18 protein-coding genes are annotated in these 21,384 nt (G+C 71.3%); 16 read left to right on the forward strand and 2 right to left on the reverse strand.

Features of this window, described 5'->3' with window-relative positions:
* Positions 1 to 166 precede the first annotated feature (166 nt).
* The 3 genes from ACZ562_RS13990 to ACZ562_RS14000 are packed head-to-tail and all read left to right on the forward strand — an operon-like array spanning position 167 to position 2,762.
* A complete protein-coding gene (locus ACZ562_RS13990; RefSeq protein ID WP_471177741.1) occupies positions 167 to 700 on the forward strand; it encodes a PadR family transcriptional regulator in 534 nt (177 codons plus the stop codon).
* Positions 697 to 1,392 (forward strand): ABC transporter ATP-binding protein, encoded by a 696-nt coding sequence (locus tag ACZ562_RS13995; protein WP_471177744.1) that lies wholly within the window; start codon positions 697 to 699, stop codon positions 1,390 to 1,392. Before ACZ562_RS13990 ends, ACZ562_RS13995 begins: the two co-directional genes overlap by 4 nt.
* Positions 1,389 to 2,762, forward strand: coding sequence for an FtsX-like permease family protein (locus ACZ562_RS14000; protein WP_471177747.1), 1,374 nt, complete (start codon positions 1,389 to 1,391; stop codon positions 2,760 to 2,762). The genes ACZ562_RS13995 and ACZ562_RS14000 overlap by 4 nt, the downstream gene beginning before the upstream one ends.
* 106 nt (positions 2,763 to 2,868) lie before the next feature.
* Here ACZ562_RS14000 and ACZ562_RS14005 read toward each other — a convergent pair whose 3' ends face one another.
* Positions 2,869 to 3,405, reverse strand: a complete 537-nt coding sequence (locus tag ACZ562_RS14005) for an HNH endonuclease (protein WP_471177749.1) — start codon at positions 3,403 to 3,405, stop codon at positions 2,869 to 2,871.
* A 285-nt stretch (positions 3,406 to 3,690) separates the two neighbouring features.
* On the opposite strand from ACZ562_RS14005, the gene ACZ562_RS14010 reads away from it, so the two are divergent.
* From ACZ562_RS14010 to ACZ562_RS14055, 10 genes are all read left to right on the forward strand, one after another.
* Positions 3,691 to 4,788, forward strand: a complete 1,098-nt coding sequence (locus ACZ562_RS14010; RefSeq protein ID WP_471177889.1) for a mechanosensitive ion channel family protein — start codon at positions 3,691 to 3,693, stop codon at positions 4,786 to 4,788.
* A gap of 302 nt (positions 4,789 to 5,090) precedes the next feature.
* On the forward strand, positions 5,091 to 6,302 hold the full coding sequence (locus tag ACZ562_RS14015) for an ROK family transcriptional regulator (RefSeq protein WP_471177752.1): 1,212 nt from the start codon (positions 5,091 to 5,093) through the stop codon (positions 6,300 to 6,302).
* A gap of 91 nt (positions 6,303 to 6,393) precedes the next feature.
* Positions 6,394 to 7,731: an ABC transporter substrate-binding protein gene (locus ACZ562_RS14020; RefSeq protein WP_471177756.1), complete on the forward strand. Its 1,338-nt coding sequence runs from the start codon at positions 6,394 to 6,396 to the stop codon at positions 7,729 to 7,731.
* Between the two features lie 4 nt (positions 7,732 to 7,735).
* Positions 7,736 to 8,683: a carbohydrate ABC transporter permease gene (locus ACZ562_RS14025; protein WP_471177759.1), complete on the forward strand. Its 948-nt coding sequence runs from the start codon at positions 7,736 to 7,738 to the stop codon at positions 8,681 to 8,683.
* A gap of 2 nt (positions 8,684 to 8,685) precedes the next feature.
* Positions 8,686 to 9,579, forward strand: coding sequence for a carbohydrate ABC transporter permease (locus tag ACZ562_RS14030; protein WP_471177762.1), 894 nt, complete (start codon positions 8,686 to 8,688; stop codon positions 9,577 to 9,579).
* A 25-nt stretch (positions 9,580 to 9,604) separates the two neighbouring features.
* Complete coding sequence (locus ACZ562_RS14035) at positions 9,605 to 10,870, forward strand: 6-phospho-beta-glucosidase (protein WP_471177765.1); 1,266 nt, start codon at positions 9,605 to 9,607, stop codon at positions 10,868 to 10,870.
* On the forward strand, positions 10,861 to 11,832 hold the full coding sequence (locus tag ACZ562_RS14040) for an N-acetylglucosamine kinase (RefSeq protein WP_471177768.1): 972 nt from the start codon (positions 10,861 to 10,863) through the stop codon (positions 11,830 to 11,832). The genes ACZ562_RS14035 and ACZ562_RS14040 overlap by 10 nt, the downstream gene beginning before the upstream one ends.
* A gap of 209 nt (positions 11,833 to 12,041) precedes the next feature.
* Positions 12,042 to 13,487, forward strand: a complete 1,446-nt coding sequence (locus tag ACZ562_RS14045) for a hypothetical protein (protein WP_471177770.1) — start codon at positions 12,042 to 12,044, stop codon at positions 13,485 to 13,487.
* Positions 13,488 to 13,500: 13 nt separating this feature from the next.
* A complete protein-coding gene (locus ACZ562_RS14050; RefSeq protein ID WP_471177772.1) occupies positions 13,501 to 14,553 on the forward strand; it encodes a glutamate ABC transporter substrate-binding protein in 1,053 nt (350 codons plus the stop codon).
* A gap of 68 nt (positions 14,554 to 14,621) precedes the next feature.
* A complete protein-coding gene (locus ACZ562_RS14055; RefSeq protein ID WP_471177774.1) occupies positions 14,622 to 15,953 on the forward strand; it encodes a hypothetical protein in 1,332 nt (443 codons plus the stop codon).
* Between the two features lie 45 nt (positions 15,954 to 15,998).
* Here the strand turns inward: ACZ562_RS14055 and ACZ562_RS14060 are convergent, their stop codons facing one another.
* A complete protein-coding gene (locus ACZ562_RS14060) occupies positions 15,999 to 16,268 on the reverse strand; it encodes a hypothetical protein (RefSeq protein ID WP_471177777.1) in 270 nt (89 codons plus the stop codon).
* 10 nt (positions 16,269 to 16,278) lie between these two features.
* Between ACZ562_RS14060 and ACZ562_RS14065 the strand changes: the two genes are divergently transcribed.
* From ACZ562_RS14065 to ACZ562_RS14075, 3 genes are all read left to right on the forward strand, one after another.
* Positions 16,279 to 18,501 carry a serine/threonine-protein kinase gene (locus ACZ562_RS14065; RefSeq protein WP_471177779.1) on the forward strand — a complete coding sequence of 741 codons (2,223 nt, stop codon included), beginning with the start codon at positions 16,279 to 16,281 and terminating at the stop codon, positions 18,499 to 18,501.
* Entirely contained in the window at positions 18,502 to 19,842 is a 1,341-nt protein-coding gene (locus ACZ562_RS14070; protein WP_471177782.1) for a PP2C family serine/threonine-protein phosphatase, read from the forward strand.
* Positions 19,843 to 19,952: 110 nt separating this feature from the next.
* Positions 19,953 to 21,299, forward strand: a complete 1,347-nt coding sequence (locus ACZ562_RS14075) for a vWA domain-containing protein (RefSeq protein ID WP_471177784.1) — start codon at positions 19,953 to 19,955, stop codon at positions 21,297 to 21,299.
* Positions 21,300 to 21,384: the final 85 nt, after the last annotated feature.

Here is a 21,384-nt window from a genome sequence, read left to right on the forward strand (position 1 = left end):
CGACGAGCGGTCACCGCAGCCCTACCCAGCGGGCGCGGCAGCAGACGTACATCAGACAACAACGTGCCTCTGGTCACATTCTGTACCCCGGCGCGATGTGCCCGGCTCGGACTTTTCCTCAGATCACTATTCACTCAGTACATGTAGCCAGTACATAATGATCCCCATGAGCACCCGCCACATCCTGCTGGGGCTGCTCGCCTCGGGGCCGAGCCACGGCTACGACCTCAAGCGACGCCACGACGAACGATTCCCGCAGGCCCGTCCGCTGGCCTACGGCCAGGTCTACACGACCCTGCAGCGCCTGGTCCGCGACGGCCTCGCGGAGGTCCACGGCACCGACGCCGACGGCGGGCCGGAGCGGACGATGTACCGCCCGACGGCCGAAGGCTCACGCGAACTGGCCGCGTGGGCCGGGGAGATCGCCCCGCCCGCGCCCTTCGTGGCGAACGAGATCTTCGCCAAGGTCGTCGTCTCGATCTTGGCCGGCGGCGACCCCGAGGCGTACCTGAAAGCCCAGCGCACCGCCCACATGGAGCGGATGCGACAGCTCACGGCGGTCAAGACCGCCAAGGGCACGGACCTGTCGACACTGCTCTCGGCGGACTACGCCCTCAACCACCTCGACGCCGACCTCCGCTGGATGACCACCACGGCGGCCCGGCTCACCACCCTGACCGCGGAGGTCGACACAGCATGAACAACGGGGAGAAGGCCGTGCCGCTGCTGGCCGCGCGCGACCTCGCCAAGGCGCACGGCAGGACGCAGGCCCTGCGCGGCGCAGCGGTCGAGCTGCGAGCCGGCGAGATCCTCGCCGTCACCGGCACCAGCGGCAGCGGGAAGTCCACGCTGCTGCACTGTCTGGCGGGCATCGTCCGCCCGGACGCGGGCTCGGTGACGTACGACGGGGAGCGGATCGACCAGCTGCCGGAGAAGCGCCTGAGCGAGCTGCGCCGCGGCGACTTCGGCGTGGTCTTCCAGTTCGGGCAGCTGATACCCGAGCTGACCGCCCTCGACAACGTGGCCCTGCCGCTGATGCTCGCGGGAAGCACCCGCGCGGACGCACACGCGCGGGCCGGTGAGTGGCTGGAGCGGTTCGGGGTGAGCGGACAGGCCGGGCTGCGGCCCGGCGAGATGAGCGGCGGCCAGACCCAGCGGACCTCACTGGCCCGGGCCCTGGTCACCGGCCCGAAGGTGGTCTTCGCCGACGAGCCGACGGGGGCGCTGGACTCGCTGGCGAGCGAGCAGGTGATGACGGCCCTGGTGCACACGGCCCGCGAGGCGGGCACGGCCGTCCTGCTGATCACGCACGAGGCCCAGATGGCGGCCTACGCGGACCGCGAGGTGCGGCTGGCCGACGGCGCCGTGGTGCCGGCCGGGGTCCGGGCATGAGGGCCGACGTGCGGCTGGCGCTGCTGCTCACTCGGGGCTCCGACCGGCGCGAATGGTGGCGCGTCATGCTCACGACGGTCGGGGCTGCGCTGGCGACAGGCATAGGGCTGGTGATCGCGGTCCTCGTCCCGATGGACGGGCACTACGACGTGGCGGTCGGCTCCGGACTGCTCGACGACCCCGGGACGCGCGACGGAGTGGTCACCGCGCTGATGCTGCTGCTCATCCCGGTGTTCGGGTTCCTCGGCCAGTGCGCGCGCATCGGCGCCGTGCACCGCGACCGGCGGCTGGCCGCGCTGCGGCTGGCCGGGGCCACGCCTGCCCAGGTGCGGCGGATCGCGGCGCTGGAGTCCGGGCTGGCCTGCCTGGCCGGTTCGGCCGTGGCCACGGTGCTCTCGGTGGTGTTCCTGCTGCGCCTGTGGCACCGGCCCGACCCCCTGGCCTGGGCCGGCATCGCCGTGGTGGCCCTGCTGGTGCCGGTGCTGGGCGGGACGGTGAGCGCCCTGGCGCTGCGCCGGGTGGTGGCCTCGCCGTTGGGCTGGATCCGGCGGGCGCGTCCGACCCGGGGTCCGGGGCGGGCCTTCCGGGTGGCGACCGGCCTGCTGGCGGTGCTGGCGGTGCTGGTCGCGATGACCCCGTTCACCGGTGATCCCTTCGAGTTCGCCCTGGTCGGGTTCGCCCTCGGCCCGCTCACGGTCTTCGCCCTGTGTCTGCTGGTCGGCGCCTCGACCGTGTGGCTGGCGGGCTGGTCGTCACGGTGGCTGGGCCGGGTGCTCGCCGCACGTGCGCAGCGCCCGGCGCTGCTGATCGCGGCGGAGCGGCTGCACGACGATCCGTGGGCGGCGGCCCGCACGCACGCGGCCGTGCTGCTGGTGACCGTCGTGAGCACGGGCTTCGTGGGGGTGCGGCAAGTGCTGCTCGCGGACCTGAACGCCTCCCGCCGCGAGGGCCAGCTAGGCATGGACATGTCCTACTACACCAACGGAATCGATCTGACGGCCGCCGCGGTCCTCGTCGCCCTCGCGATCGTCCTCACGGGTCTCGCCGTCGGCACCGCCGAGTCCCTCGCCACCCGGCGCCGGGGCCTGGCTGCGCAGAACGCCGCCGGAGTGCCACGCGGAGTGCTGGCCCGGGCGCTGCTGCTCGAAACGGCGCTGCCGCTGGCTCCCGCCGTCGCCCTCTCGGGCTTGGGCGGCTTGGCGATCGGCGCCTGGTACGCCTCGCTCGCCACGGAGCACACGACCCCGGACGTGCCGTACGTGTCGCTGCTCGTCCCGCTCGCGGTGTACGGTGCCTGCCTGCTCGCCGCCGCCACCGCACTGCCCCTGCTGCGCCGCTCGGTCCACCCGGCGGAGCTGCGGTACGCGTGAGAGCCGTGTGACCACATGACCGGCCGGCCCGGGAGCGCGGGGGGCTCCCGGGCCGGACCGCGCCGTGCGATGCCCTGTGACCAGGGGTATGCGAAGGCCCGGATCCTCAGGCGGAAATTCCGTCGATCCGGGCCAAGGCGTCGTCCGCGCCGTACGGCTGCAAGTACGGCATCCAGCGCGGGTCCCTATGGCCGGTCCCGATGATGCGCCAGGCCAGGCCGGTGGGCGGGGCGGGTTTGTGGCGCAGCCGCCAGCCGATCTCGACGAGGTGACGGTCGGCCTTCACGTGGTTGCAGCGGCGGCAGGACGCCACCACGTTGTCCCAGACGTGCTTGCCCCCGCGGCTGCGCGGGACGACGTGGTCGACGCTGGTTGCGACGCCACCGCAGTACATGCACCGGCCCCCGTCCCGCGCGAAGAGCGCACGACGGGTAAGAGGAACGGGCCCCCGATAGGGAACCCGGACGAATCGCTTGAGCCGGACCACGCTGGGTGCGGGGACAGTAACGGTCGCGCTGTGCATAAAGGCGCCGGACTCCTCGAGACAGACTGCCTTGTTCTCGAGGACGAGGACGAGCGCGCGGCGGAGCGGTACGACGCCGAGGGGCTCGTACGACGCGTTGAGGACCAGGACATGCGGCACGGATGGCCTCCTTGTACGCCGGCGGCGCGTGGCTCGCGCCGTGGACGATCCGTAGTCAGTCTCCCCTCATGCCTGGTGGAAGCGCCACCATGTCCCGGTAACGGGCTGGGAGTGTTTTCGACCACACCCTTCTTCATCCCCAGGTGAGTACCGTCTCTCCCCCGAACACGGCGACGTTCCACACACGATGCACCGTTAGTGTGGTGAGTCTGCCCGTCCGGTGACCTTCTCGTGACCTTGACCGCCGTACCGGAGGGCAGGCCGCTGCACCTGGAGGTACCTGCCGTGTCCTTGTCCGCCGTCCTACTGGCCGCCGGTTCGCCGCCGCCGACCCCCTCGGAGTCGACGACCCCGGCGGTGCCGTCGCTCCAGGACGCCCAGGAGAGCGCCACGAACGCCGCCAGCTGGGTCGAGCAGAACTGGTCCACCTGGCTCGCGATCGGCCTCAGGGTCCTGCTGATCCTGGTGATCGCGGGTGTGCTGAGAATGGTCCTGCGGCGGGCGATCACCAAGTTCATCGACCGCATGAGCCGCACCGCGGAGGCGGTCGACGGCACGGCTCTCAGCGGCCTGCTGGTCAACGCCGAGCGCCGCCGCCAGCGCTCCCAGGCCATCGGCTCTGTGCTGCGCTCGGTCGCGTCCTTCCTGATCCTCGGCACAGCGGCGCTGATGATCCTCGCGACGTTCGAGATCAACCTGGCCCCGCTGCTGGCCTCCGCCGGTGTCGCGGGTGTCGCGATCGGTTTCGGCGCCCGCAACCTGGTCACGGACTTCCTCTCCGGCGTCTTCATGATCCTCGAGGACCAGTACGGCGTCGGCGACACGATCGACGCGGGCGTCGCCTCCGGCGAGGTCATCGAGGTCGGGCTGCGCGTGACGAAGCTGCGCGGCGACAACGGCGAGATCTGGTACGTCCGCAACGGCGAGGTCAAGCGCATCGGCAACCTCTCCCAGGGCTGGGCGACGGCCGGTGTCGACGTGACCGTGAAGGCGTCCGAGGACCTGGACCGGGTCAAGGCCACGCTCGACGAGGTCGCCGAGAGGATGAGCAAGGAGGAGCCCTGGAACGAGCTCCTGTGGAGCCCGATCGAGGTCCTCGGCCTGGACAGCGTGCTGCTCGACTCGATGGTCGTCCGCGTCTCGGCCAAGACCATGCCCGGCAAGTCCCTGACCGTGGAACGCGAACTGCGCTGGCGCATCAAGCGGGCCTTCGACGCGGCGGACATCCGGATCGTGGGCGGTGCGACCGCCCCCGCGGAGGAGGACCCGGCGGACCCGTCGGCAGCGGTCGCGGCTCCGTCGGTGTACGCCAACACTGAGTCCCCGCAGTCGGTGGCGGCCACCCCGATCACTCCACAGCGGGCGGCGCCCCCGGCGAAGTAGGAGAACGATTCAGCACACTCGTTCGAGTGAACGGCCGGGCATCCGGCGCCGCGCGGTCGCCGGGTGCCCCGCAGATCCAGCGATGAGCTCCGAACCATCGACACCGACGACAAGGGCGACCTCCCTTCGGCAGCCCCCGCAGGTAACGACTCTGTCGCCTCGGGGGCTTCCGCTATTGACGCCTCCTTCGCCTCGGGCTTACGTTCTCCGCATCCGATAGGAAACTTTCCTAACAGTGATCGGATGGACGACCGTCCCAGGTCACTGAGAAGCTGGACGGCTGAAAGGCAGGTGTCGACTCCATGGCAGGAACCGCCGGTACGCCGGGCACGCCGCGCGTCCTGCGCGCCATGAACGACCGTGCCGCCCTGGACCTCCTCCTGGCGCACGGGCCGCTGTCCCGCACGCGGATCGGCAAGCTCACCGGCCTCTCCAAGCCGACCGCCTCACAGCTCCTGGCCCGCCTGGAGTCGGCGGGGCTCGTGCTCGCCACCGGCACCACCGAGGGCCGCCCGGGACCCAGCGCCCAGCTCTACGAGGTCAATCCGGCCGCCGCGTACGCCGCCGGACTCGACGTCACCCCCGAACGCGTCCTCGCCGCCGTCGCCGACGTCACCGGCCGGACGATCGGCCGGTACGAACTACCCACCCCCGGCAGGCGCACCGGCACCCCGGTCGTCCAGCAGGTCACCGACGCCCTCGACGGCGCGGTGAAGGCGGCGGGGCTCGCGCGTGACGACGTCCACCGGCTCGTCATCGGCACACCCGGCGCCTTCGACCCCAACACCGGCCGGCTGCGCTACGCCTCCCACCTGCCCGGCTGGCACTCCCCCACGCTCCTGGACGAACTCGCCGCCGCCCTGCCGATGCCGGTGGAGTACGAGAACGACGTCAATCTCGTCGCCGTCGCCGAACAGCGGCTGGGCGCGGCGAGGGGGCACGGCGACTTCGTGCTGCTGTGGAACGAGGGGGGCCTCGGTGCCGCCCTGGTCCTCGGCGGCCGGCTGCACCGCGGCTGGACCGGCGGCGCCGGCGAGGTCGGCTTCCTGCCGGTACCGGGCACACCCCTGGTCCGGCAGGTCACCAAGGCCAACAGCGGCGGCTACCAGGAGCTTGCCGGTTCGCAGGCCATCCCCAAGCTGGCCCGACGGCTCGGCATCGAGGAGATCCCGTCGGGCCCGTGCGCCGAGGTCGCGGCCGCGGTCATCGCGCGGGCCACGGAGGCCGACGACGGTCCCCACCGCCGTCTGCTGGAGATGTACGCGACACACCTCGCGACCGGTCTCGCCTCCCTCGTCTCCGTCCTCGACCCCGAACTCGTCGTCCTCAGCGGCGCCTCACTGACCTCGGGCGGCGAGGTGCTGCGCGCGCTCGTCCAGGCCGAGCTGGAGGAGCTCGCCGCGTCCCGGCCGCGGCTCGTGGTCGGCGACGTCCGCGCACACCCCGTGCTGCGCGGCGCGTTGGAGAGCGCGCTCGCGACCGCCCGCGACGAGGTCTTCGACACCTCGCGCTGATCCACCGGCCCCGTCTGCGGCCCCGCCTGAACTCCCACCCCCTTCCCTTCCCTTCCCGCCCCGTTCCACCCCGCCCCAGGGAGACCTTGCCATGCCCGGAATGTCCCGGAAGGCTGCCATCGCGCTGGCCGCCTCCGCCTCCATAGCCCTCCTCGCCACCGCCTGTACCGGCCAGTCGGAGTCCGGCGCCGGTGACGACGCGTCGAAGGAGACGACGATCAACTTCTGGCACGGCTGGAGCGCGCCGGCCGAGCAGCAGGCCGTGAAGGACCTGGTCGCGGGGTTCGAGAAGGCACACCGCAACATCCACGTCAAGGTCGTCGGCAATATGACCGACGACAAGATCAACCAGGCGCTGCGCGCCGGCGGCGGCAAGACACCCGACGTGGTCTCGTCGTTCACCACGAACAACGTGGGCAAGTTCTGTTCGTCCGGGGCGTTCGTCGACCTCAACCCCTTCTTCGAGAAGGCGGGCATCGACCCGGACGCGACGTTCCCCAAGGCGATGAACGAGTACACGCAGTTCGACGGCAACCGCTGCACGGTGCCACTGCTGGGCGACGCGTACGGCCTCTACTACAACAAGACCGCGTTCGAGAAGGCCGGCATCACCAGCCCCCCGAAGACCTGGTCGGAGTTCGCGGCCGACGCCCAGAAGCTGACCATCGCCAAGGGCGACTCCTACTCCCAGCTCGGCTTCATGCCGAACTACCACGGCTGGGAGTCCACGACCGAGCACATGTTCGCGCAGTGGTCGCCGGCCTACTTCGACTCCAGCGGCAAGTCGAACGTCGCCAAGGACCCGAAGTTCGCGGCCGGTTTCACGTTCCAGAAGAAGCTCGTCGACGAACTCGGCGGCTACAGGAAGCTGGAGAGGTACCGCTCCGGCCTCGGTGACGAGTGGGGTCCCAAGCACCCCTTCCACACCGGCCAGGTGGCGATGCAGCTGGACGGTGAGTGGCGGCTCGGGATGGCCCTGGACGCCGAGCCGAAGTTCGAGATCGGGGTCGCGCCGCTGCCCGTCCCGGACGACCAGGCCGACGAGTACGGCAAGGGCTACATCACCGGCACCATCGCCGGCATCCCCGCTACCAGCAAGAAGCAGAACGCGGCCTGGGAACTCATCAAGTACATGACCACGGACACGGACGCGGTGGTGGACTTCTCCAACGCCATCCACAACGTGCCCTCCACGCTCGCGGCCCTGAAGTCGCCCGAGTTGGAGTACGACCCCCGCTTCAAGACGTTCCTGGACATCGCCTCGAACCCGGACTCGCAGACCACTCCGGCGTCCGTCAACGGCGGCGTGTACCTCGTCACGATCCAGAAGTTCGGATACGACTACGAGAGCGGCAGGGCCACCGACCTGAAGGCCGGCCTGGCGCAGGCGGCCAAGCAGATCGACACGGACATCGCGCAGGCGAGGTAGTCACATGGCCGCGACCGCGTACACACTGCGCGCCAAGCGCCGGAAGGCGGCCCTCAGGACCGCCGCCTTCCTGTCGCCCTGGCTGATCGGTTTCGCCGTCTTCTTCGCGTACCCGCTGATCTCGACGGTCTACTTCTCGTTCATGCACTACGACGGGTTCAGGCCGCCCACGTTCAGCGGTGCGAAGAACTGGATCTACGTGTTCAGGGACTACCCCTACTTCTGGCCCGCGATGCGCAACACCCTGTGGCTGGTCCTCGTCATGGTCAGCCTCCGGGTCGCGTTCGGGCTCGGCGTCGGGCTGCTGATCACCAAGATCAAGACGGGCACGGGCGTCTTCCGGACGCTGTTCTACCTGCCCTACCTCGCCCCGCCCGTCGCCGCCACGATGGCGTTCGCCTTCCTCCTCAACCCGGGTACGGGACCGGTCGACTCGATCCTGGAGAACATCGGGATCCCTGCGCCCGCCTGGTTCAACGACCCCAGCTGGTCCAAGCCCGCCCTCACCCTGCTCGCCCTGTGGGGCGTCGGTGACCTGATGGTCATCTTCATGGCCGCGCTGCTCGACGTCCCGCAGGAGCAGTACGAGGCCGCCGAACTGGACGGCGCGTCGGCCTGGCAGCGCTTCCGGTACGTGACACTGCCGAACATCTCGCCGATCGTGATGTTCGCGGTGGTCACGGGCGTGATCCAGACCATGCAGTACTACGCGCAGCCGCTGATCGCCGGGAAGGTCGCCTCGGGCGTCATCCAGGGCGCCGGGACCAGCTTCGAGCCGGGCTATCCGGAGAACTCGACCTGGACGCTTCCCCAGCTCGTCTACAACCTCGGCTTCCAGCGCTTCGACTACGGCTCCGCCTGTGTGGTGGCACTCGTGCTGTTCACCCTTTCCATGGCGTTCACGGCGTTGCTGATGCGGCGCCGCGGCGGGCTCGTCCAGGCAGGTGACTGACCATGACCCAAGTACTGGACAAGCCGGTGCAGCTGAGTGCGCCGGACACGGCGGCCGAGCGCACCGCCCGGCGCCGGGCGCTCCTGGAGTGGGTCGCGATCCATTCCCTCGGCGTGGCCGCCGCGCTCTTCTTCGTGCTCCCCTTCGTGTTCGTCTTCCTGACCTCGCTGATGAGCGACAGCCAGGCGCTCAGCCGCGACCTGATCCCGCACACCTGGGAGTGGGCCAACTACAAGAAGGTCTTCGGCACACCGGGCTTCCTGACCTGGTGGAGGAACACACTGTTCTACGCGGGACTCGGCACCGTCCTCACCGTCGTGTCGTCGATCCCGGTGGCGTACGCGCTCGCGAAGTTCCGTTTCCGCGGCCGCAATCTGTCACTCATGCTGGTGATCTCGATGATGATGCTGCCGCCGCAGGTGATCATCATTCCGATGTACCTGTTCTGGGCGAAGCAGCTGGACCTGTCGGGGACGCTGTGGCCGCTGATCATCCCGATGGCGTTCGGCGACGCGTTCTCCATCTTCCTGCTGCGGCAGTTCCTGATGACCATCCCGAACGAGTACCTGGACGCTGCGAAGGTCGACGGCTGCGGCGACCTGCGGGCGCTGCTGAACGTCGTGCTGCCGATGGCGAAGCCGGGCATCGCGGCCGTGGCCCTCTTCCAGTTCTTCTACGCCTGGAACGACTACTTCGGACCGCAGATCTACGCCTCCGAGAACGCCGGCGCCTGGACCCTGAGCTACGGCCTGGAGTCGTTCAAGGGCATGCACCACACCGACTGGAACCTCACCATGGCCGCGACCGTGCTGGTCATGGCCCCCGTGATCCTCGTGTTCTTCTTCGCCCAGAAGGCGTTCGTCGAGGGTGTCACGCTCACCGGAGTAAAGGGCTGAACGGAGTAAAAGGGTTGAACCACTCATGAAACTCACCGTGGTCGGCGGAGGCTCGACCTACACACCCGAACTCATCGACGGTTTGGCTCGGTTGAGGGACACCCTGCCCATCGAGGAACTCGTGCTCGTCGACCCGGCCGCCGAACGCCTTGAGCTGGTGGGCGGGCTGGCCCGCCGTATCTTCGCCCGCCAGGGCCACGGCGGCAGGATCGTCACGACCGGCGGGCTGGACGCGGCCGTCGAGGGCGCCGCCGCGGTCCTCCTCCAGCTCCGCGTCGGCGGACAGGCGGCCCGCGAACGGGACGAGACCTGGCCCCTGGAGTGCGGCTGCGTCGGGCAGGAGACGACGGGCGCGGGCGGCCTGGCCAAGGCGCTGCGCACCGTCCCGGTCGTCCTCGACATCGCCGAACGCGTCCGCCGTACGAACCCGGACGCCTGGATCATCGACTTCACCAACCCGGTCGGGATCGTCACCCGGGCCCTGCTCCAGGCCGGCCACAAGGCGGTCGGCCTGTGCAATGTGGCGATCGGCCTCCAGCGGAAGTTCGCGGGCCTGCTCGGCGTGGCACCGGCGGACGTCCACCTGGACCACGTGGGCCTCAACCACCTGACCTGGGAGACCGGGGTGCGTCTGGGCGGCCCCGAGGGCGAGAACGTCCTGCCCGGTCTCCTCGCCGAGCACGGCGGCACGATCGCCGCCGATCTGCACCTGCCCCGCCCGCTCCTCGACCGCCTGGGCGTGGTCCCTTCCTACTACCTGCGCTACTACTACGCCCACGACGAGGTCGTACGGGAGCTGCGGACCAAACCGTCCCGCGCCGCGGAAGTGGCGGGGATGGAGCGGCAGTTGCTGACGATGTACGCCGATCCGGACCTCGACGAGAAGCCGGAGCTCCTCGCCGGGCGGGGCGGCGCCTACTACTCGGAGGCCGCCGTGGACCTGGCGGCCGGACTGCTGGGCGGGGGTGGCAGCCCGTACCAGGTGGTGAACGCCTTGAACCGGGGCACACTCCCCTTCCTCCCCGACGACGCGGTGATCGAGGTGCAGTCTGCGGTGGGCCCGAAGGGCCCGGCCCCCCTCGCCGTGCCGGCCGTCGACCCGCTGTACGCGGGCCTGATGGCGAGCGTGACGGCCTACGAGGACCTGGCCCTCCAGGCCGCCCTGCACGGGGGCCGCGACCGGGTGTTCCGGGCGCTGCTCGCCCATCCCCTCGTCGGGCAGCACGAGTACGCCGACACCCTCACCGACCAGCTGATCGCACACAACCGGGAGCATCTCGCGTGGGCATGACCGCACGTGTCCTCGCCGTCGACGCGGGCAACAGCAAGACCGACGTCGCGGTCGTGGCAGCCGACGGGACCGTCCTCGCCACGGCCCGCGGCGGCGGGTTCAGGCCGCCCGTGGCGGGCGTGGAGGCGGCGGTGGACACCCTCGCCGAAGCGGTGGGGCGTGCCTTCGCCGCGGCCGGCGTGGTGTCGGCCGGCCACGTCTCCGCGTGTCTGGCCAACGCCGACTTCCCCGTCGAGGAGGAGCAGTTGGCGGCCGCGCTGCACGCGCGCGCGTGGGGCACGAGTGTGGAGGTGCGCAACGACACGTTCGCGATCCTGCGCGCGGGCGTCACCGAGCCGCGCGGTGTCGCCGTCGTCTGCGGCGCGGGCATCAACTGCGTCGGCATGCGTCCCGACGGGCGCACGGCCCGCTTCCCCGCGCTCGGCCGCATCTCCGGCGACTGGGGCGGCGGCTGGGGCCTGGCGGAGGAGGCCCTGTGGCACGCGGCCCGCGCGGAGGACGGCCGCGGCGGCCCCACGGCACTGGCACGCACCCTTCCCGCCCACTTCGGCCACGACTCCATGAACGCCCTCATCGAGGCCCTGCACCTGGGACACGTCGAGCACGTCCGCCGCCACGAACTGACGCCGGTCCTCTTCGCCACGGCCGCGGACGGCGACCCGGTCGCCCGTACGATCGTCGACCGCCTCGCCGACGAGGTGGTGGCGATGGCCACGGTGGCGCTGACCCGGCTGGACCTGCTGGAGGAGGAGACACCGGTACTGCTGGGCGGCGGCGTCCTGGCCGCGCGCCATCCCCGACTGGACGACCGGATCCGTGACGTGCTGGCGGCGCGGGCACCGAAGGCGGTGCCCCGTGTGGTGACGGCGCGTCCGGTGCTGGGGGCGGCACTGCTGGGGCTGGACCGGCTGGGGGCGACCGCCGACGTGCAGGCGCGCGTGCGGGAGCACTTCGGGGGCTGAGCGTCTCCGGCGCCGGTGGGGCACCCTCAGCCCCCTGGGAACCGAACAGATTCCCACGGCGTATTCATGGGCAGGGGGTGACCGGAGACGCTGCTCGGCCGCAAGCAGGCATTTCACTGCGATCCCATCAAGATCCAGTGAAGGCCGGTGCGGATGTCACTCCCGGCAGCGATACTTGCGGCGACGGATGACCATGGGGGAGGTCAACAGTGACACACCCGCCGAAGAGCAGCGCGGCGCCACCACCGGGCGGCCCCGGCATGCCCACGATGCCGGTGGTACCGCCGCAGCCGGGCCCGCCCGGCGCCCCGCCGCAGGCCCCCGCACCCCCACGCCGTACCGCCTTCGCCGAGGGCGTCGACCAGTTGCGCACGGCCGCCACCACCGAGCCCGGCCGGCTGCGCATCATCGGTGCCGTCCTCGCCCTGCTGGTCGTCGCGTTCGGCGCCGTCACCGCGTGGCAGACGGCCGAACGGGCGGGCGCCGCGGACGACGTGCTGCACAGCAGCCAGCCGCTCAGCTCCGACGCGGCCGACATCTACCGCTCGCTGGCCGACGCCAACACCATGGCGGCCAGCGGCTATCTCGCCGGCCTGCAGGAGACCGCACAGACCCGCGAGCGCTATGAGAACGACGTCCGCACGGCCGCCGCCAAACTCGTCACCGCCGCCACCAACTCCGAGCCGGGCTCGCCCTCCGCGGCCACCATCGCCGAGCTCAACAAGCTGCTGCCGGAGTACAAGGGCCTCGTGGAGTCGGCCCGCGCCAACAACCGGGAGGGCTTCCCGGTCGGTGGCGCGTACCTGCGTCTGGCCAACGACACGATGCAGAACAAGATGCTCCCGAAGGCCGAGGACCTCTACAAGAAGGAGAACCAGCGCCTGCGCGACGACTACGGGGACGCTACTCCGTACCCGTGGGCCGCGATCGGCCTGGGCGTCCTCGCACTCGCCGCGCTGGTGTGGGCGCAGCGCCGCAACTACCGGCGCACGAACCGCGTTCTGAACCACGGCATGGTCGCCGCCAGCGCCGCGACCACCGTGGTACTGCTGTGGCTGGTCGTCGGCCACACCGTCGCGCGCGCCGGCCTCAACGACTCCTACGACCACGGCGTCCGCTCCCTGAACGTGCTGCACGACGCGCAGATCGCCTCCCTCAAGGCCCGCAGCGACGAGAACCTGACCCTGGTCAGCCGCGGCGCGGAGACGAAGGAACTCAAGGACGGCACCGTCATGGACGCCTACGACTGGGGCTACGACCAGGAGATCGCGGAGCTCGCCAGGACGCTCACCCGGGCCGGCGGCCTCGCCGACGACTCGGCGGGCAGGAAGCCCGTGCAGGTCGCGAACAGCTCCATGAAGGAGTGGAAGCTGCGTCACGGCACGGCCCGCAAGGACAATGAGTCCGGTGAGTACCAGGCGGCCCGCGACCGGGTCATCGGCACCTCCAAGGAGGAGTCGACGAGCGTGTGCTTCGACAACGTCGACACGTCCCTGACGGCCGCACTGGAGCACGAGACGAACGAGTTCAAGGCGTCCGCCGGTGACGGCCTGGACGCGATGACCGGCCTCACCGTCGGCTCGGCGGCGCTCGCGGTGCTCGGCGCGGCCGGCGCGACGCTGGGCATCGGGCGCAGGCTGTCGGAGTACCGGTGAAGGGGGCGTGACAATGCGTGCACGCGGTTTCTTTTTGCGCCTCCGGGTGGGGCGTCTGCGAGCCGGTCTGAAGGGCTGGGGCGGTGTGGGGGCGATGGCGGTCGTCTGCGCCCTCGCGCTCGCCTTCGTCCTGCTGCTGCCGCTCACGCAGTCCCGCGGCGGCGGCGAGGCGGGAATCGGCGGCCCGGGTGTGGCCCATGGCGCCCCCGCGAGGGCCGGCCAGTGCTCCGAGAGCACCGCCCAGGACCAGAGCCCCTCCCCGTCGAGCGCCTCGGGCAACACGATCGAGGCCATCAAGAAGCGCGGCTACCTGTCGGTGGGTGTCGACCAGAACGGCTACCGCTGGGGCTACCGCAACCCGAACAACCCCTCCGGCGATCTGGAGGGCTTCGACATCGACCTCGTCCACGCCATCGCGCGCAACATCTTCGGCGGCGACTACAGCGCGGACAAGATCCAGTTCCGGGCCATCCCCACCAACCAGCGCATCCCCGCGGTCCAGAGCGGCCGCGTCGACATGGTGGTCCGCACCATGACGATCACGTGCTCCCGCCTGGAGCAGGTCCGTTTCTCGGCCCCGTACTTCCTGACCGGCCAGCAGGTGCTGGCGCCGAAGACATCGACGATCAAGGGGTACGACAAAACGCTCGCCGGCAAGAAGATCTGCTCGGCCGCGACCTCCACGGCGCACGACCACCTGGTCGCGGACCGGCAGTCCGGCAAGATCCCCGCCAGCGCCGACGTCTCCCTCGCCGTCCCCAACCAGCTGGACTGTCTGGTGCGGCTGCAACTCGGCCAGGTGGACGCGGTGGTGACCGACGGCGCGCTCGCCGCGAGCCAGGCGGCTCAGGACCCGACGGTGGAACTCAAGGGCGGTACCTTCACCACCGAGTACTACGGCGTGGCGATGAAACTGGACGCCACCGATCTGGTACGCCGGGTCAACCGGATACTCGAGGACTACCGCGGCAACGGCGACTGGAAGGCGTCGTACGACAAGTGGCTGTCCGCGACCCTGGGCAAGAATTCGGAGTCGGCCACTCCACCCGAGGCGCACTACACGTGACCGGCCTTGGGCCTACGTACGACCGACACAGAACCGACGGACCACAACACAGCAGCGAGAGGTGATCGATGGGCGTCACGGACCCCGCCGGGCCGGTGATGGACCGGGACGAGGTGGACCGTGCGCTGGCGCGGCTCGGCGCGGAGCACGAGGCGATCGAGACCTCGCTCCTCGCCCTGCAGGACCACGCGGGCCGCAGGCTGCTGGAGGGCGCCGACCTCACGGGGACCACAGAGGAGCGCTGGTCCGCCGCCGAGGCGTCGATCACGCTGCTGTGGGCGTACTTCGACGCGTACACGGACGCGCTGCGCACCGCCCGTGACATCCGGGCCCGCCGCCGCTGGTCCAGCCGCGACGACCTGGTGGAGCTGACCGAGCTGCTGCGCGGCGAGTCCGTCACGGTCGCGGGATCCGCCACGGCCACGGCGAACGCGCCGACACTGCACGGCGGGGCGGGCAAACTCAGTGAGCGGTTCTCGCTGGCCACGCTCGTGGACCGGATGAACGGGCTGTACGCGACCTCGCTGGACATGGTCGTCGCCGCCGACGCCGTGTGGTCGGCGCTGCCCGCCCGCATCGATTTACTGGCTGCGGAGCTCCAGCGCACCCGCCGGCTCGCGCACTCCGTCGGTGTGCGCCCCGGCGAGCACCCTTCGGGCGACGACCTGGAGCGCATCACGCGCACCCTGACGTCGCTGCGCGAGCGGGTGGTGTCCGACCCGCTGGCCTTCTGGGTCCCCGCCGAGGGGAGCACGGCACCGGGCGGCGGCAAGCCGGACACGACGGTGTACGACCGTGAGGCGCGTGCCCTGGAGGACGTGCGCCGGGAGATCGACGCCGTGCTCACCGTCCGGCAGGACGCGGAGCAGCGGCTGGTCAAGCTGCGCGACGTACTCAGCCGCGCGGACCGCACGCTCGCCGAGGCGCGCACCGCGCGCGGCGAGGTCCTCGCGAAGATCGCCGCCACCGAGGTGCCGGTCGTGAGCGGCCCGCCGACCGTGCTGCAGGAGCAGCTGGCGACGGCCGCCGAGTACCGCAGACACGCCCAGTGGCACCGCCTGTCCCCGCTCCTGGAGTCCCTGGAGCAGAGGGCGGAGGACGAACTGCTGCGGGCCCGTGAGTCGTTGACCGCGGTCACCGCGCCGCTGGCGGTCCGCGCGGAACTGCGCGGCCGCCTCGACGCGTACAGGGCGAAGGTCGCCCGGCACGGCCTCGCGGAGGACCCGTTCCTCATCGAGCGGTACGACGCGGCGCGCCGGATGCTGTGGAGCGCGCCCTGCGACCTGCGCGTGGCCGAACAGGCCGTGCTGCGCTACCAGCACGCGGCCGCCGAGCTGCTCGGCGCACCGCGCGTGCCGGAGCAGGGCGGGCCGCAGGACCGGAGGGAGACGGGCGCGTGAGCGACGAGGGGGATGCAGCGTCATGAGTCAGGCACAGCAGACCTGTCAGCGGCCCGACTGCGGCGGGACGTACGAGGACGTGGGCGGCGGCGAGCTGTACTGCGACACCTGCGGGCTGGCGCCCGTGGTGTCGTCGAGCGGCATGGTGGGTTCCCCGCCGACCGGCGTCACCGGCGGCGGCCGTGGCTCGCGCGGTTCGGGAAGGGGCAGTTCACGCTCCAGCGGCCGCGCCAGTTCCCGTACGTCCTCGCAGTCGTCGAAGTCCCGGCGCTCGGTGTCGGGGCGGCTCTCGCGCTCCCTGTCGGGCCGGTCCACCGGCCGCTCGGTGTCGGTGCGCAGCTCCGGCTCGACCGCCGGTTCGTCCGCGCGCGGCCGCCTCGGCGCCGGCCTGGTCGAGGTCCCCGGTGTGCCGCGGCCCGATCCGCGCGCGATGGTGCTCGAGAACCCCGAGGTGCCCGAGCGGAAGCGGTTCTGCTCGCGTTCCGACTGCGGGGCGCCGGTGGGGCGTTCCCGCGGTGAGCGGCCCGGGCGTACGGAGGGCTTCTGCACGAAGTGCGGCCACCCGTACTCGTTCGTCCCGAAGCTGAAGGCCGGCGACGTCGTGCACGGCCAGTACGAGGTGGTGGGCTGTCTGGCGCACGGCGGCCTCGGCTGGGTCTACCTCGCCGTGGACCGCGCGGTGTCGGACCGCTGGGTCGTTCTGAAGGGCCTGCTGGACACCGGCGACCAGGACGCGATGGCGGCCGCGATCTCCGAGCGGCGCTTCCTCGCCGAGATCGAGCACGCCAACATCGTGCGGATCTACAACTTCGTGGAGCACCTCGACCAGCGGACGGGTTCGCTGGACGGGTACATCGTCATGGAGTACGTCGGCGGCAAGTCGCTGAAGGAGATCGCGAACTCCCGCCGCGCACCGGACGGCAAGCGGGACCCGCTGCCGGTCGAGCAGGCCTGCGCGTACGGCATCGAGGCCCTGGAGGCCCTCGGTCACCTGCACAGCCGGAACCTGCTGTACTGCGACTTCAAGGTCGACAACGCGATCCAGACCGAGGACCAGCTCAAGCTGATCGACATGGGCGCCGTGCGCCGGATGGACGACGACGAGTCGGCCATCTACGGCACCGTGGGGTACCAGGCGCCGGAGGTCGCGGAGGTCGGCCCCTCGGTGGCGAGCGACCTGTACACGGTCGCCCGTACGCTGGCGGTGCTGGCCTTCGACTTCCAGGGCTACACGAACGTGTTCGTGGACTCCCTGCCCGACCCCGACAACATCGAGGTCTTCCGCCAGTACGAGTCCTTCTACCGGCTGCTGGTCCGGGCCACCGACCCGGACCCGGCCCGCCGGTTCGCCTCGGCGCAGGAGATGTCCGAACAGCTCACGGGCGTGCTGCGCGAGGTCGTGTCGCTGCAGACGGGGCATGCGCGGCCCGCGCTGTCGACGCTGTTCGGGCCCGAAGTGCGGGTGACGGACGCGGAGTTGTTCCCGAGATTCGACGGGGAGGTCTCGCGGCTGGGGGCGCGGGTGGTGCGGACGAAGAAGCAGCAGCCACTCCAGCTGACGGCCCCCGCCCCGGCTCCGGGCAGCCCGAACGGCACCCAGAGCATCGTCAAGGCCGCAGACGCCCCCCTCGCGGCCCTCGCCCTGCCCGTGCCCCACGTCGATCCCTCCGACCCCAACGCCGGATTCCTGGCCGGCCTGATGACCACCGCTCCGGCCGAGTTGCTCGGGGCGCTGGCCGCGGCGCCGGCCCAGTCGACCGAGACGCGGCTGCGGCAGGTGCGGGCCTGGCTGGAGAACGCAGAGGCGCACACCGCGCTCGAAGCCCTGCTGCGGCTGGAGGAGGAGCGGCCCGACGACTGGCGGGTCGTCTGGTACCGGGGCGTGGCCGCGCTGGTGACCGGCGACCACGAGGCCGCCGCGCTCGCCTTCGACGCCGTCTACGACGCCTTCCCGGGCGAGCCGGCGCCCAAGCTGGCCCTCGGCCTGTGCGCGGAGATCCTCGGCCAGCTCGACAACGCCGCCGAGTACTACCGCCTGGTGTGGTCGACCGACCCCAGCTATGTGAGCGCCGCGTTCGGCCTGGCCCGCGTCCAGCTCGCCGCCGGCGACCGCCGTGGCGCCGTACGGACTCTGGAGTCGATTCCGGAATCCTCCATCCACTACACGGCGGCACGTGTGGCGGCCGTCCGCGCGCGGCTGCGTCAACGCACCGCGCACGCCGGTGACGTACCGTTTCTGGAAGACCTGACCGCCGCCGCCGGGCAGGTCGAGGCGCTGGACGCGTACGGTCTGGATCCGGCGCGCCGCGAGCAGTTGTCCGCCGAAGTGCTCGGCTGCGCGCTGGACTGGATACTCTCCGGTGGCCAGGGTTCCGCCCAGTCCGCCGCCGGGCGCCGGGTGCTGCTCGGCAGCGACCTGGACGAGCGTGGCCTGCGCTTCGGACTGGAGCGTACGTACCGCACGCTGGCCCGGCTCGCACGCGGCGGTGAGGAGAGGATCGACCTGGTGGAACGTGCCAACCGTTACCGCCCCCGGACGTGGGTGTAGTTGATGTCGCAGATGCCCCAGCTGTCCGCCTGCCCGAGCTGCGAGGAACCCCTCGAGTCGGGTGACCGTTTCTGCGGTGCGTGCGGATACGACCTGTCGGCCGTCCCCGCACGGCCGGAGGACAACCCGACGATCGTCATGAACGGCCAGGCATCGCCTGCGGCGGACGCCGCCGGCGTGACCTGGCCGGGCGCCGAGCCCGCCGGCTCCGGCCGGCCCGCCCCGGCGCATCTGCCGACGGACCTCCAGGCCACCGACTCGGGTGGTCGCGAACTCCCGTCGTCCGCACCGCAGTCGCCCCCGCCCCCGGGCTCACCCGGCTCCCCCGCCTCCGGCGTGCGGTTCGACCGCCCGCCGGAGCCCGAGGAGTACCCGCTGCAGGCGCCGGACCCGCGCGTGGCCGCCGAGCCGGCCACGCCCGAGGGCACCCGTGTGTGCGTGGCCTGCCGGGCGGGCCGTGTCGACGACGACGGCTACTGCGAGAACTGCGGGCACGCCCAGCCGCGCGAGCGCGACCACATGGAGCAGGAGGCCGGCCCGGTCGCCGCCGTCAGCGACCGCGGCCTGCGCCACCACCGCAACGAGGACGCCTTCGGCCTCGGCTGCGCCGCGCTGCCGGACGGCTCCCCCGCGGCCCTGGCGATCGTCTGCGACGGCGTCTCCTCGGCGACCCGCCCGGACGACGCCTCGCTCGCCGCGTCCCGGGCGGCGATCGAAACGCTCCTTGCCGCCCTGCCGGTCGGCACACATCCGCAGCAGGCCATGCACGAGGCGATCGTCGCCGCTTCGCACGCGGTGAACGCGCTCGCCGAGGAGCCGGCCACGGCCCGCGAGCACGCCCCGCATCAGAACGCCCCCGCCTGCACCCTCGTCGGCGCCGTGGTGACCTCCGGTCTGCTGGTCGTCGGCTGGGTCGGTGACAGCCGCGCCTACTGGGTGCCGGTGGACCGCAGCGCACCCCCGGCCCGGCTCACCGAGGACGACTCGTGGGCCGCGCAGATGGTCGCCGCGGGCCTGATGAGCGAGGCCGAGGCGTACGCCGACGAGCGCGCCCACGCGATCACGGGCTGGCTCGGCGCGGACGCCTACGAACTGGAGCCGCACACCGCTTCCTTCAAGCCGGACCGGCCGGGTGTGGTGGTGGTGTGCACCGACGGCCTGTGGAACTACGCGGAGGCGGCCGAGGAGATGGCCGAGATCGTTCCCGTCGACGCCGTGATGCGCCCCCTGCACAGCGCCCGGGTACTGGTCGGTCACGCCCTGGACGGCGGGGGCCACGACAACGTAACAGTGGCCCTCCTGCCGTTCCCGGCCCCGCCGCAAGGGGCAGGATCCGCCTGAGGCCGCGCCCGGGGAAACAGCCGGGGAAGCAGCATCGGACCGGAGGGGACCGGTCCGTCTTCAGTCATCGCCCCGCTTCGGCGGGGTTGTCGAGGGGGATTTGAGTACGCATGGCCAATTTCTCGAAGTCGAACGTGCCGCAGTTCTCGGTGGACGTCTACCAGAACGAGTACCTGCCGGAAGGCGGCCGCGAGGTCAACGCGATCGTCACGGTGACCGCCACCGGAGGCGGCACGATGGGCAGCGCGGTCGCGGCGCCCCAGCTCTACTCGCCCGGCCAGGGCCCGTCCGCCGCCGTGGCGATCATGGTCGACTGCTCGGGCTCGATGGACTACCCGCCGACCAAGATGCGCAACGCCCGGGACGCGACGGCCGCCGCCATCGACACCCTGCGCGACGGCGTGCACTTCGCGGTGATCGGCGGCACGCACGTCGCCAAGGAGGTCTACCCGGGCGGCGGGCGCCTCGCGGTCGCCGACGCCACCACCCGGGAGCAGGCCAGGCAGGCGCTGCGCAGGCTGAGCGCGGGCGGCGGCACGGCCATCGGTACCTGGCTGCGCCTGGCCGACCGGCTGCTCTCCGCCGCGGACGTCGCCATCCGCCACGGCATCCTGCTCACCGACGGCCGCAACGAGCACGAGTCGCCCCAGGACCTCAGGGCGGCCCTTGACGCCTGCGCCGGGCGCTTCACCTGTGACGCCCGCGGCGTGGGCACCGACTGGGAAGTGAAAGAAGTCACAGGGATCGCCTCCGCCCTGCTCGGCACCTCCGACATCGTCGCCGACCCCGCAGGTCTCGCCGCCGACTTCACGCGGATGATGGAGACGGCGATGGGCAAGGAGGTCTCGGACGTCGCCCTCAGGCTGTGGACACCGGTCGGCACAACCGTGAGGTTCGTCAAGCAGGTCGCGCCCACCGTCGAGGAGCTCACCGACCGCCGCACGGAGGCCGGTCCGCGCGCCGGGGACTACCCCACCGGCTCCTGGGGGGACGAGTCCCGCGACTACCACGTGTGCGTCGAGGTCCCGGCCGCGAACCTCGGCCAGGAGATGCTCGCCGCCCGGGTCTCCCTGGTCGTCCCGCAGCCCGACGGCACCGCCCAGAACCTCGGCGCCCAGGGGCTCGTACGGGCCGTGTGGACCGACGACATGGTCGCGTCGACGTCGATCAACCCCCAGGTCGCCCACTACACGGGACAGGCCGAACTGGCACAAGTCATCCAACAAGGGCTGGACCTCCGCAAAGCGGGAGACATGGATGGAGCAACGGCCAAACTGGGCCGGGCCGTTCAGCTCGCCGGCGCCTCGGGAAACGCGGATACTGCGAAACTGCTTGCGAAGGTGGTGGACGTGGTCGACGCCGCGACGGGTACTGTGCGACTGAAGGCGAAGGTCGCGGAGGCCGATGAGATGACTCTCGAAACACGGTCGACAAAGACTGTTCGTGTAAAGAAGTGACCGTAGACGGACACCGAAAGCAGCGAGCCTGACCCCTTGGGGTTGGAGAAATCCGGTCAAAGCGGCCGGAAAAGGAGAGGGGGAA

Source organism: Streptomyces sp. NPDC040410, assembly GCF_055595715.1.